The organism is Bradyrhizobium sp., from assembly GCF_019242285.1.
Taxonomy (GTDB): domain Bacteria; phylum Pseudomonadota; class Alphaproteobacteria; order Rhizobiales; family Xanthobacteraceae; genus Bradyrhizobium.
The window spans coordinates 1-12,030 of sequence record NZ_JAFAVV010000005.1; the positions used below are offsets into that span (position 1 = coordinate 1).

The 12,030-nt window shown below is 65.2% G+C and carries 15 protein-coding genes and 1 pseudogene; 8 read left to right on the forward strand and 8 right to left on the reverse strand.

Annotated elements, in window-relative coordinates; all coding sequences use genetic code 11:
• The coding region (locus JOY90_RS00225; protein ID WP_291689167.1) for a tetratricopeptide repeat protein at positions 1 to 739 on the forward strand (739 nt) is incomplete at its 5' end.
• A gap of 176 nt (positions 740 to 915) precedes the next feature.
• Positions 916 to 1,710: an inositol monophosphatase family protein gene (locus tag JOY90_RS00230; RefSeq protein ID WP_291689168.1), complete on the forward strand. Its 795-nt coding sequence runs from the start codon at positions 916 to 918 to the stop codon at positions 1,708 to 1,710.
• Positions 1,711 to 1,731: 21 nt separating this feature from the next.
• Here JOY90_RS00230 and JOY90_RS00235 read toward each other — a convergent pair whose 3' ends face one another.
• From JOY90_RS00235 to JOY90_RS00250, 4 genes and pseudogenes are all read right to left on the reverse strand, one after another.
• Positions 1,732 to 1,929, reverse strand: a complete 198-nt coding sequence (locus tag JOY90_RS00235; RefSeq protein ID WP_291689169.1) for a type II toxin-antitoxin system HicA family toxin — start codon at positions 1,927 to 1,929, stop codon at positions 1,732 to 1,734.
• The gene (locus JOY90_RS00240) at positions 1,930 to 2,166 is read right to left on the reverse strand and encodes a DUF1902 domain-containing protein (protein WP_291689170.1); all 237 of its coding nucleotides are present in this window, start codon (positions 2,164 to 2,166) and stop codon (positions 1,930 to 1,932) included.
• 88 nt (positions 2,167 to 2,254) lie between these two features.
• A pseudogene (locus tag JOY90_RS00245) lies at positions 2,255 to 2,524 on the reverse strand (efflux RND transporter permease subunit); the annotation flags it as partial.
• Positions 2,500 to 2,880 carry an efflux RND transporter permease subunit gene (locus tag JOY90_RS00250; protein ID WP_367276859.1) on the reverse strand — a complete coding sequence of 127 codons (381 nt, stop codon included), beginning with the start codon at positions 2,878 to 2,880 and terminating at the stop codon, positions 2,500 to 2,502. The gene JOY90_RS00250 and the pseudogene JOY90_RS00245, both read right to left, overlap by 25 nt.
• 532 nt (positions 2,881 to 3,412) lie before the next feature.
• Between JOY90_RS00250 and JOY90_RS00255 the strand changes: the two genes are divergently transcribed.
• From JOY90_RS00255 to JOY90_RS00265, 3 genes are read left to right on the forward strand one after another with little or no spacing between them, the layout of a single operon-like run.
• On the forward strand, positions 3,413 to 4,405 hold the full coding sequence (locus JOY90_RS00255) for a flagellar motor protein MotA (RefSeq protein ID WP_291689171.1): 993 nt from the start codon (positions 3,413 to 3,415) through the stop codon (positions 4,403 to 4,405).
• A 2-nt stretch (positions 4,406 to 4,407) separates the two neighbouring features.
• Positions 4,408 to 4,773 carry a VOC family protein gene (locus tag JOY90_RS00260; RefSeq protein WP_291689172.1) on the forward strand — a complete coding sequence of 122 codons (366 nt, stop codon included), beginning with the start codon at positions 4,408 to 4,410 and terminating at the stop codon, positions 4,771 to 4,773.
• Between the two features lie 47 nt (positions 4,774 to 4,820).
• Positions 4,821 to 5,849, forward strand: a complete 1,029-nt coding sequence (locus JOY90_RS00265) for a peptidoglycan -binding protein (RefSeq protein WP_291689173.1) — start codon at positions 4,821 to 4,823, stop codon at positions 5,847 to 5,849.
• Positions 5,850 to 5,970: 121 nt separating this feature from the next.
• Here JOY90_RS00265 and JOY90_RS00270 read toward each other — a convergent pair whose 3' ends face one another.
• Positions 5,971 to 6,129 (reverse strand): hypothetical protein, encoded by a 159-nt coding sequence (locus tag JOY90_RS00270; protein ID WP_291689174.1) that lies wholly within the window; start codon positions 6,127 to 6,129, stop codon positions 5,971 to 5,973.
• A gap of 190 nt (positions 6,130 to 6,319) precedes the next feature.
• The gene (locus tag JOY90_RS00275) at positions 6,320 to 8,170 is read right to left on the reverse strand and encodes an ABC transporter ATP-binding protein/permease (RefSeq protein WP_291689175.1); all 1,851 of its coding nucleotides are present in this window, start codon (positions 8,168 to 8,170) and stop codon (positions 6,320 to 6,322) included.
• 178 nt (positions 8,171 to 8,348) lie between these two features.
• Here JOY90_RS00275 and rpmE point away from each other — a divergent pair, with 178 nt between their 5' ends.
• Positions 8,349 to 8,576 carry a 50S ribosomal protein L31 gene (rpmE, locus tag JOY90_RS00280; protein ID WP_291689176.1) on the forward strand — a complete coding sequence of 76 codons (228 nt, stop codon included), beginning with the start codon at positions 8,349 to 8,351 and terminating at the stop codon, positions 8,574 to 8,576.
• Between the two features lie 187 nt (positions 8,577 to 8,763).
• Here the strand turns inward: rpmE and JOY90_RS00285 are convergent, their stop codons facing one another.
• Entirely contained in the window at positions 8,764 to 9,276 is a 513-nt protein-coding gene (locus JOY90_RS00285; protein ID WP_291689177.1) for a DUF1465 family protein, read from the reverse strand.
• 405 nt (positions 9,277 to 9,681) lie between these two features.
• Positions 9,682 to 9,873 carry a DUF1192 domain-containing protein gene (locus JOY90_RS00290; RefSeq protein WP_291689178.1) on the reverse strand — a complete coding sequence of 64 codons (192 nt, stop codon included), beginning with the start codon at positions 9,871 to 9,873 and terminating at the stop codon, positions 9,682 to 9,684.
• A 104-nt stretch (positions 9,874 to 9,977) separates the two neighbouring features.
• Here JOY90_RS00290 and JOY90_RS00295 point away from each other — a divergent pair, with 104 nt between their 5' ends.
• Positions 9,978 to 10,979: an NAD(P)H-quinone oxidoreductase gene (locus JOY90_RS00295; protein WP_291689179.1), complete on the forward strand. Its 1,002-nt coding sequence runs from the start codon at positions 9,978 to 9,980 to the stop codon at positions 10,977 to 10,979.
• 98 nt (positions 10,980 to 11,077) lie between these two features.
• On the forward strand, positions 11,078 to 12,030 hold a 953-nt coding region (locus JOY90_RS00300), incomplete at its 3' end, for a 7TM-DISM domain-containing protein (protein ID WP_291689180.1).

The following is a 12,030-nucleotide window of genomic DNA, read 5'->3' on the forward strand; positions in this document are numbered from 1 at the left end:
GATGCTGGGCGAGCTCTATGCCAACGGGCTCGGCGTCAAGCGCGACTACGCCAAGGCCGATGACTGGTACAAGCGCGCCTCCGATGCCGGCGACCGCGAGGCGATGTTCGCGCTCGCCATGATGAAGATCGCCGGCCGCGGCGGCACGGTGGACAAGGATGCCGCGGTCAAGCTCTTGGCCTCGGCGGCCAAGCTCGGCGAACCCAAGGCGGCCTATAATCTGGCGCTGCTCTATCTCGACGGCCAGACCTTGCCGCAGGACCTGATGCGCGCCGCCGAGCTGCTTCGCATCGCCGCCGATGCCGGCAATTCGGAAGCGCAATACGCGCTCGCGACCTTCTACAAGGAGGGCACCGGCGTGGCGAAGGACCCCGCGAAGGCCGCGCAGCTCTTGCAGGCCGCGGCGCTGGCGGACAATCTCGATGCCGAGGTCGAATACGCCATCGCGCTCTACAACGGCACCGGCACGCCGAAGAACGAGGCGGCCGCCGTCGAGCTGCTGCGCAAGGCTGCCCGGCAGAACAGCGCGATCGCGCAGAACAGGCTGGCCCATGTGCTGGTCGCCGGTCTCGGCGTGCCGATGGACAAGATCGAAGGTTTCAAATGGCACCAGATCGCCAAGACCGCGGGCAATGGCGACCCGGTGCTCGACGCGCAATATGCCGAGCTGAGCGACCAGGATCGGGCCAAGGTCGAGACGCTGGTGCGGCGCTGGTTCGGCAATCTCGCCAACAAATGAGCTTGACGCCGCCGCGCGCGCAGGGCACCCCACACTCCGTTTCACCTCTCCCCTGCGGGGAAGGTCGGCGCGCAACGCCGGGTCAGGGGGTCGAACCCCACTGAGACCGTATCCCCTCACCCCCGCCCTCTCCCCAGGGAGAGGCAGCGCACCACCGCCGTGGAAGCGATTTTCCAATGCTGCATTCCGCTCTCATCAACGTCATGGTCAAGGCTGCGCGCCGCGCCGGCCGCAGCCTCAAGCATGATCTCAACGAGATCGAGCACCTCCAGGTCTCGCTGAAGGGGCCGGCGAATTTCGTCTCGCTCGCCGACAAGCGCGCCGAGGAGATGCTCTACACCGACCTCGCCAAGGCGCGGCCCGGCTACGGCTTCATCGGCGAGGAAGGCGGCACGCGCGACGGCACCGACAAGAGCCACACCTGGATCGTCGACCCGCTCGACGGCACCACCAATTTCCTGCACGGCATCCCGCAATTCGCGATCTCGATCGCGCTGCAGCGCGAGGACACCATCATCGCCGGCGTCATCTACAATCCCGCCAATGACGAGCTCTACATCGCCGAGCGCGGCAAGGGCGCCTTCCTCAACGACCAGCGGCTGCGCGTCGCCGGCCGCCGCAAGCTCAATGAGTGCGTGATCGCCTGCGGCCTGCCGCATATCGGCCGCGGCGACCACGCGGAGTTCCGCGCCGAGATGATCGCGATCCAGGACAAGGTGGCGGGCCTGCGCCGGTTCGGCGCCGCCGCGCTCGACCTCGCCTTCGTCGCCGCCGGCCGGCTCGACGGCTACTGGGAGCGCAACCTGCAGCCCTGGGACATCGCGGCCGGCCAGATCATGATCCGCGAAGCCGGTGGCATGGTCAGCGGCATCGACGGCAAGGACGACGCGCTCCGAAGCGGGCACGTGGTGTGCGGCAACGAGTTCGTGCATGGCGAACTGGTGAAGATGCTGAAGGCGGCGGGGAAGTAGCAGACTGGAATTGCGGCCAGTTCAAAACGCCTCGGGCAACCCCGCCTGACGCAGAATGGCGTTGGCCGTGTGTCGGCTGGGAATTCCGACGGGTACTGCAAAGTTGCGTTTTGTAATCGGGCTGTGCCATATCTCGTGGCTACCTTTTCCCTGACGCACCATCGTGCGGCCAGCAGCCTTCAGCAACTCCCGCAAGACGCGATCGAATTGTGGGGCCATTCAGCTCGTGGCGGGCTCGGCCTCGCGCAGGGCCGTGATCTGAAGGAATAGCGACTGAGGATCGATGTCAGGATGATTGTCCGGCAAGAGATCGAGCGCCATCGCCGAGATTTTGTCCAGGAGCTCATCGAGCGTCGGCGCGTCGGCTGCAGCGGGAATGTCGTCGCAATGTCCACTCCAGACCGAGGCTTCGTCGTCCCAGGCCGCGGAAATCGTGAAAATGACGGGTCGAGACATCGCGCCTCTCTCGTTGCGGATGACCACTACTAGGGTGAAGTTAGCACGAGCTCGGCGAAATGTCGCGCATCGCTTGTCTGATCTCAGCTCATTTCACTGTGCCCTGCGCCGGCGCCGCAGGCCCATACGCCTCCCGCTTCTCGGTCGCCTTCTCCCGATCTCCGGCGAGCCGGCGCTGCACCACGACGAAGAGCACCGGCACCATCAACAGCGCGAGGATCACGACTGCGACCATGCCGCCCATCACGCTGGTGCCGAGCGCCTGCTGGCTGGCGGCGCCGGCGCCGTTGGCGATGGTCATCGGGATCACGCCGCAGACGAAGGCGAGGCCAGTCATGATGATGGGGCGGAAGCGCAGGGCCAGGAAGAAGCCGCCAGCTCCTTCATTTTCGACTCCACGGCCCTCGCCGTCGCCAGCGCATTGCCGGTCGGCGACAGCAGCACCGAGAGGCCCGCCGTCGGCTTGCCGTTGAGGCGGGTGTTGAACAGGTAGCTCATGCCGCCAATCTCGATGCGGGCGACGTCGCGCAGCCGCGCCGTCGAGCCGTCGGCATTGGCGCGCAGGATGATCGCGCCGAATTCGTCCGGCGAATCGAGCTTTGCAAGGACGGAACAGCGTCCGCGCCGCGGCTCAAACCGGCCGACATGGATGGAAGATAAACGGCTGCTATTGCGGCGCAACACGAACCGTCGCGGCCCAATGTCACACGCCACGATCTCCTTGAAATCAGCGGACGTTCCGGCGCCTCACCTGATTGTGAGTCGCGGCTGGCCGCGGCGGCGCATCCTGCGATCGGCGTCCAATCGGGCCGCGATGCGACGCAAGGCGGAAGGGGCGCGGTGCGATGACAATGCACCGCAGATTGGGCCCTTGCGCCAGGTTGCCGTGATGAGGCCAATCATCGATAAACAAGCTTCGCACATTGACACAATCCCGCCATCGCAAAGCCTCAACTGGGGATGCACGCTCGACCCGCAATCGCTGCGGCGACGATCGCGTGCAATCATCCGCGCCGACAACGCCGGCGCGACGGCCCTTGTGCCTCAAAATCGAGGACAGTCATAAGTACGCCCGATCCTTCCCGTTAAACATAATCGTGCTGATCGCCATGTGCGTGTCCCCGCCTTGATCTTCAATCCAGTTTCCCGCCCACCGCTGGCCATGAGCGGCGATCTCTGCTTTTCTCCCGATCCCGCTGTGCCATAGTGCGGCCCAAAGAACGGTTTGCCCGCAATGGATGCCAAAATGCCTCCCGTCCCCTCGTCTCGATCCGTGATGGAGATCGAACTGAACAAGCTGTCCTCGCCCAGGATCTTCCTGGTGCGGATGATGGTGTTCCTGGTGCTGTGCTCGCTGGTGATGGTCGTGCTGTACCGGCAGATCGTCACCGCCTTCATGGCCAATCCCGGCCTCAACGCCCTGATCGGCATCGTGGCCCTGATCGGCATCATCCTGTCGTTCCGGCAGGTGATCCGGCTCTATCCCGAGGTCGCCTGGGTCAACACCTTCCGCATCGCCGATCCCGGCCTGGCGGTCGACCGGCATCCGACGCTGCTGGCGCCGATGGCTGCGATCCTCGGCGGCGAGCGCACCGGGCGGATGACGATCTCGCCGCAGACCATGCGGCATCTGATGGATTCGATCGCGACCCGCCTCGACGAAGGGCGCGACATCTCCCGCTACATGACCGGGCTTCTGGTCTTCCTCGGACTGCTCGGCACCTTCTGGGGCCTGATCGAGACCGTGGGCTCGGTCGGCCATGTGATCGACGAATTGAAGGTCGGCGGCGATGCCGGCGCGCTGTTCGACACGCTCAAGGGCGGTCTCGCCGCGCCGCTCGGCGGCATGGGCATCTCGTTCTCGTCCTCGCTGTTCGGCCTCGCCGGCTCCCTGATCCTCGGCTTCCTCGACCTGCAATCCAGCCAGGCGCAGAACCGTTTCTACACCGACCTCGAGGACTGGCTCGCCACCACCGTGCGCCATTATGGCGGCGACGGCGGCACCGGCGGCGACCTCTCCGTCGCGCTCGAGAAGCTGAAGACGGCGATGGAGGAAGGCGGCAGCTCGCGCACCGCCACCGCCGCGATGTCGAACCTCGCCGAGGCGATCCAGGGGCTGGTGGCACACATGCGCACCGAGCAGCAGATGATCCGCGAATGGGCCGACGGCCAGGGCGAGCAGAACCGCGAGATCAAGCGGCTCCTGGAGCGGCTCGCACGGCAGCCGGAGAACAACTAGGCATGCTGGACCACGTCACCCTCGGCGTCGGCGACATCGAACGGTCGAAGCAATTCTACGATCGCGCACTGGCACCGTTGGGAATCGCGCGGTTGTACGCCGAAGGTGAACGCTTCGCGGGCTACGGCATCGCGCCGAAGGCCTTCTTCTGGATCGGCCGGAAGGACACGGCGCAGACCGGCGCCCACATCGCTTTTGCCGCAGGCGACCGCGCCACCGTCGACCGGTTCTACGAGCAAGCCATTGCGGCCGGCGGCAGGGACAACGGCGCGCCCGGACGGCGGCCGCACTACCATGCGAACTACTATGGAGCCTTCGTGCTCGATCCCGACGGCCACAACATCGAGGCCGTCTGTCACTCACCTTGAGGGATGAACCTCCAGGGACATCCCGACCGAACCTAGCGAGCCCTGCCATGGCCCTTGCCCGCGCCCGCCGCGCCGAATCCGGCTTCAACTACTGGCCCGGCTTCGTCGATGCCCTGTCGACGCTGGTGCTGTCGATCGTGTTCCTGCTGTCGGTGTTCCTGGTCGTGCAGTTCTTCCTGTCGCAGGAGGTCACCGGCAAGGACAAGGCGCTGGAGGAGCTCAACGCCAAGATCGCGCAGCTCAGCGACCTGCTGTCGCTGGAAAAGCTCGGCAAGCAGTCGCTCGACGACCAGATCGCGCAATTGCGCGCAGGCCTCGCCTCGGCGGTGGCGGAACGCGACCGCGTCAAGGGTCTCTATGACGGCCTCGCCAACGCCGGCAGCGACGCGGCGGGCCGCACTGCCGAGCTCAACAAGGCGCTGGATTCGGAGAAGCAGGTATCTTCCCGCGCGCTGGCGCAGATCGAGGTGCTGAACCAGCAGATCAGCGCGCTGCGCCGGCAGCTCGCAGCGCTGGAGGAGGCGCTCGACGCCTCGGAGAAGCGCGACAAGGACTCGCAGACCAAGATCGCCGATCTCGGCCAGCGGCTGAACGTCGCGCTGGCGCAGCGGGTGCAGGAATTGTCGCGCTATCGTTCGGAATTCTTCGGCCGCCTGCGCGCCATTCTCGGCAACCGTCCCGACATCCGCATCGTCGGCGACCGCTTCGTGTTCCAGTCGGAAGTGTTCTTCGACACCGGGCAGGCGACGCTGCTGCCGGAGGGGCGCTCCGAGCTCGACAAGGTCGCAAGCGGGCTGATCGATCTCGACAAGCAGATCCCGAGCGAGATCGCCTGGGTGCTCAGGGTCGACGGCCACACCGACGTGCGGCCGATCAACAGCCCGATCTTCAAGTCGAACTGGGAATTGTCGTCGGCGCGCGCGATCTCGGTGGTGCAGTACATGATTTCGCTCGGCGTGCCGGCGCAGCGCCTGGTCGCCGCCGGCTTCGCCGAATTCCAGCCGCTCGACACCGGCAACACCGAGGACGCCTACAAGCGCAACCGCCGCATCGAGCTGAAGCTGACGGAGCGCTGAAGCGCTCCGTCCTCGACCTAGAGCTTTTTCCGTTCCGATGGAATCGGAACGGAAGCTCTAGCTTCTTTGTTTTGACGCGTTTTCTTCACGCGAACCGGTATCCACTTCGCTCGAAAACGCTCTACGCTCCCCTGAACAGCACGCCGATCGCGAGCACGACATAGGCGATCGCGAGCACGTCGAACACGTGCGAGCCGCTGATGATCGGGACCGGCGCGTGCAAGTAGCGAATCAGCATCGCGAGCAGCGCCAGCACCAGCGAGATCACGAAGAGCAGCATCGATGGAGGCGTTAGGACAAAACCGCCGCGGCGATATGGCATGATCGTCACCCGTCACTTGGTTCCAATTGCAGAGTTCCGCCAAGCAACGCAATCGGGGGCGGCATGGTTGCACCTCCCCGCCCGATATTTCGCGGGTGTGATTGCTCGGAAACGTGCTTTGCTGCCGCCGCGCAAAAAGACGGTAGCTTCATGCCCCCTCGAACTGCAGCCGCGCCAATCGCGCGTAGAGTCCGTTGGAGGCAACCAGCGAGGCGTGGGTGCCCTGCTCGACGATGCGGCCCTGGTCCAGCACCAGGATGCGGTCGCAGGACAGCACCGTGGCCAGCCGATGCGCGATCACCAGCGTGGTGCGGTGGCGCATCAATTCCTCCAGCGCGGTTTGCACCAGCGTCTCCGACTCCGCGTCGAGCGACGAGGTGGCTTCGTCGAGCAGCAATAGCGGCGCATCGCGCAGGATGGCCCGCGCGATCGCGATGCGCTGACGCTGGCCACCCGACAGCGTGACGCCGCGCTCGCCGAGCGGGGTCTCAAATCCCTCCGGCAGACGGCGGATGAACTCGGTCGCGTGCGCGAGATCGGCCGCACGCTCGACCTCGGCGTCGGTCGCCTCGGGCCGGCCGAAACGGATGTTCTCGCGCGCGCTGGCTGCGAACACCACCGATTCCTGCGGCACGAGTGCGATGCGGCTGCGCACCTCGCGCGGATCGGCCTCTCGCACCGGCACGCCGTCGAACGAGATCACCCCGGACGCAGCGTCATAGAAGCGCAGCAAGAGGTGAAACAGCGTGCTCTTGCCGGCGCCTGAGGGGCCGACGATCGCGACCTTCTCGCCGGCGCGCACCGACAGCGAGACGCGGTCGATCACCTTCACCTCGGGCCGCATCGGATAGGCGAAGCTGACATTGTCGAAGCCGACGTCGCCGCGCGCCGGTTTCGGCAACGCCCGTGGCGACGCAGGCGCCGCGATGTCCGGCTCGACGTGAAGAATCTCGAACAGCCGCTCCGCGGCGCCGGAGGCGGCCGAGACCTCGCCCCAGACCTCGCTGAGCTGACCGAGGCCCGCCGCCGCGAAGGCCGCGTACAGCACGAACTGGCCGAGCCGCCCGGCGCTGATGGTGCCGGTCAGCACGTCGTGCGAGCCGATCCAGAGAATCAGGACCACGCTGGTGAAGACGATGAAGATGATGATCGCGGTCAGCACCGCGCGCGCCTTGGTCGAGAGGCGCGCGGCCTCATAGGCCTGCTCGACCTCCTTGCCGAAGCGCGCGTTGGCGAGCCGCTCTCCGGTATAGGCCTGCACCACGCGGATCGCCCCGACCAGCTCGGAGGCATAGGCCGTGGCATCGGCGAGCGTATCCTGGGCGGTGCGCGACAGCCGCCTGACCCAGCGGCCGAACGCCACCAGCGGCATCACGATCAGGGGAATCGCGAGCAGCACCAGACCGGAAAGGCGCGGGCTCGTGATCACCATCATCGCCACCGCGCCGACGAACAGCATCAAATTGCGCAACGCGACCGAGATCGAGGCGCCGGCCGCCGCCTTGATCTGGGTGGTGTCGGCGGTGAGCCGCGAGACCAATTCTCCGGAGCGTGCGGCATCGAAGAACGACGGCGACAGCGACATCAGATGCGCGAGCACGTCGCGCCTGAGATCGGCGACGATGCGCTCGCCGATGGTCATGACCAGGTAATAGCGCGAGGCGCTGGCGAGCGCAAGCACGGCCACAACCGCGATCATGACGCTGAAATAGCTGTTGATCAGCGCAATGCCGCGCGGCGTGAAGCCGAAATCGATCATCCGCCGCACCGCGACCGGGACCAGCAGCGTCGTCACTGCGGCGACGACCAGCGCAATGAAGGCCAGGATGGCGCGGCCGCGGTAGCGCGCGATGTAGGGCGAAAGCGCCAGCAGCGGCCGCAGCCGCGCCCGGCTTTTTGGCAACGCCGCCTCGGCGGCGGCGGCAATTCCGGTCACCGCGGGCTCCGGGACGGGGTGGCCCCGACCATCCTCTGGTTCGAGCTGTTCGACTGCGCTCATTGAGACTCATCCATCGCTTGACCCGCCCGAGATAGGCTCGGCCGCGTGCCCCCGCAAATCAGACAAGATATTCAAGGGCCTCGGCTTGTTTTGGGCAGAGGGCTACGGTATAGAGCCCGCCAAATCCCTATTCTTGCAGAAGATCAAAGAGAGGCGAAGGCCGCCTCGAGGACATTCCATGAAGGCCGAAATTCATCCGAACTATCATACGATTACGGTCGTAATGACCGACGGCATCGAGTATCAGACCCGTTCGACCTGGGGCAAGGAGGGCGACAAGCTGCACCTCGACATCGATCCCAAGTCGCACCCGGCCTGGACCGGCGGCTCGCAGCAGATCCTCGACCGCGGCGGCCGCGTGTCGCGCTTCCAGAAGAAGTTTTCGGGTTTCCTCAAGAAGGAGTGAGCGGCCATTGGCCGGTCTCCTACATTAAGCAAAACGCCCCTGATCGGGGGCGTTTTTCGTTTGGCGACCCCGTCACGACGAACTTCGTCATTGCGAGAAGCGCAGCGACGAAGCAATCCATGCTTCCTCAGCGGAAGTATGGATTGTTTCGCTTGCAATGACCGAGGCAGACGAAAAATTGCCGCCCTTATCGCTCGAACGCGGCCTTCAGGCGGTCGAGCTGCGGTACCAGCGGATTGCCGGTCGGCTGGCGCTCGGCCGGCGGGGTATGGATCGTGATGTCGAGCCGGCGCACCCGCGACTGCAGGCTCATCGAGCGGGCGATCAGGTCCTGCAATTGCTGCGGCAGCTTCTCCAGCATGTCGGTCGGACCGGGATCGGCGGCCGAGAGCTTGACCTTGGTCTTCTCGCGGTTGGCCTGGGTGAGCGTCATCTCGCCTTCCTTCACCGCGCGATGCAGCAAGAGCCACGAGGCGAGTTGCATCAGCCGGGTGGTCAGGCGCATGCTTTCGGTGGCGTAGGTCAGGCTCGCGGCGCGATCGAGCGTCTTGGCCTCGGTGCGGCCGGCGCCGTCGAGGTAGGCGGCGGTCTCTTCCACGAGGTCCATGCCCTCCCGGAACAAACTGGCAAACGCAGCCGAATTGGTCAGCCTTTCACTGAACTGGACCAATGCGCTGCCGCTCTGCAACCGCTCTGACATGGTTAACGCCCCTTTGACGCCGCACGCTACGTTTACCGGCACTTGCGCCGGATTATGATGAACAAATCATTGCCCGGCCGGGGTCGAGAGTCCAGCGGCAAGGCTTTTTATGGTTTCCAGCCGATGCGCCTGATCCGCTGGCCGAGGCCCCGCTATCGATACGCAGACCTTGGCGGAAAAGAGTTCCCGACCATCCGCTTCATGCCTTCACAGTGGGTCAATGACCCACATGGCTAACAGTCCTTAAAAAAATGCGCGCGTTTACGATCGATTAAGCTTTCGCGTTTATGACTGACACCGTCCTCGTTTGGACACCGAGTGGCTCCTGTCCACTCTGTTTGACGCCTCCCTGTTATCAACTTCAAAAGCCGCCGGAAACGGCGGCTCTTTTTTTGCGCTCACGCCTCATGACTTGAAGATGCTGTTGGCAGCGTCGCGCGAGACACGCTTCTTGGTCACCGCCGCCTCGAGCCGCGCGATCTCGCCGGTCAGGAGCGCGATGCGCTCGGTCAATTCCTCGACCGACAACAGCGACAGGTCCTGCCCGATCTCGTGGCTGACCTTCCTCCTCGGCTTGTCGTCGTCCTCGATCGCCATGGCGTGCTCCCCTGTGTTGAAACCGTCGACGAAGGCCTGCGGTTGCCAGGTCCGATACGGCTGGCTAAGCAGTCCTCACGGCCCTCCGCGAAGGACAAATCACCATGGAAAAGCTGCCCGCGCAAATGACCGTCGTCGCCATCAGCAAGCCGGGCGGTCCCGAGGTGCTGGTGCCGGAGACCCGCGCCGTCCCCGCGCCCGGCGCCGACCAGATCCTGATCAAGGTGATGGCGGCCGGCGTCAACCGGCCCGACGTGGCGCAGCGTTCCGGTTCCTATCCGCCGTCGCCCGGCGCGAGCGACCTGCCCGGGCTCGAGGTCGCGGGCGAGGTGGTGGCGCTCGGCAGCAACGCCGGACGGCACAAGCTCGGCGACAAGGTGATGTCGCTGGTCGCGGGCGGCGGCTATGCGCAATATTGCCTCGCTCAGGACGCCCAGGCGATCACGGTGCCGCCCGCGCTTTCCATTCTGGAAGCGGGCGCGCTGCCGGAAACATTGATGACGGTCTGGCACAACGTGTTCGAGCGCGGCGCGCTGAAGACCGGCGAGACGCTTCTCGTGCATGGCGGCTCGTACGGCATCGGCACCATGGCGATCCAGCTCGGCAAGGCTTTTGGCGCCAAGGTGATCGTCACGGTCGGCTCGCAGGACAAGGCGGATGCGTGCACGAAACTCGGCGCCGACCGCGCCATCAACTACAAGACCGCGGACTTCGTTGCCGAGGTGAAGACCGCGACCGCGGGTGCCGGCGCCGACGTCATCCTCGACATGGTCGGGGCCGACTACATCGACCGCAACTATGACGCGGCCGCCGTCGACGGCCGGATCGTGCAGATCGCCTTCCTCGGCGGTTCGCCCAAGGCGACCACCAATTTCTCCAAATTAATGGTGAAACGACTCATCCATACCGGCTCGACCCTGCGTCCCCGTAGCAATGCGGATAAAGCGGCGATGGTCGCCGCCATCGAGGCGAAGGTGATGCCGTTGCTGCGCGATGGGCGGATAAAACCCCTGATGGACAGCACATTCCCGCTGGAAAAGGCCGTGGATGCGCACCGGCGCATGGAGACCTCCGAACATATTGGCAAAATTGTGTTAGCAGTCTGAGCCACAGCATCGAGGCACGTTCCGAAGCGCTTTGATTTTGCTCATATTCGTGGCAATGATCGGTTGGCGACCGAACCGCCGAACGCGGAGAACTGACATTGCGCCTGATCAGGTGCCTGGCGCTCCCTGTGCTGGGCCTCATGATGCTTGTTGCCGCTTCGCCGGCATTTGCGCTTGACGCGGTCAGCGTCCGCGGCGACGCGCCCGCGATCGACCTGACGGGCATTCTCGAGCACCAGCACAGCGACACTGACCGCATCCAGGTCTCGACCGCGCCCGGCACCGACGGCATCGTCCGTCGCATCGAGGTGCGGGCTCGCGAGGGCGGCCAGAACTGGGTGGTGTTCGCGCTCGCCAACAACACCGACGACCAGCTCGACCGCCTGATCGTCGCGCCGCATTACCGCGTGGTCGGATCGGGCCTGCTGTGGCCCGACCTGGGCCTGTCGCGAATCGCCACCATCACCCCTTCGACCGGCGACCGTCCGGACCGCCAGGAGAGCCCGACCGCCGACGTGTTCCGCATCACCCTCGACCCCGGCGCGGTGATCACCTTCGTCGCCGAGTTGCGCACCGACAGGCTGCCGCAGCTCTATCTCTGGGAGCCCGACGCCTACAAGGACAAGGTCAACTCCTTCACTTTGTACCAGGGTATCGTGATCGGCATTTCCGGCCTGCTGGCACTGGTGCTGACCATCCTGTTCGTGGTCAAGGGCTCGATCATGTTCCCGGCCGCCGCCCTCGCCTGGGCGGTGCTGGTCTATATCGGCGTCGACTTCGGCTTCTGGGGCAAGGTGCTGGACATGTCGAACAACGCCGAGCGCGTCTGGCGCTCCGCGGGCGAAGCGATCCTTGCCGCGACGCTGCTGGTGTTCCTGTTCGCTTATCTCAATCTCTCGCGCTGGCATGTGCGCTATTCCCACATCACGATTGGCTGGCTCGCTTTCCTCGGCGCACTGGTCGCGGTGGCTCTGGTCTCGCCGGCGGTCGCGTCTGGCATCGCGCGCATATCGCTGTTCTTTGTTGCCGTGCTCGGCTTCGCGCTAGTGGT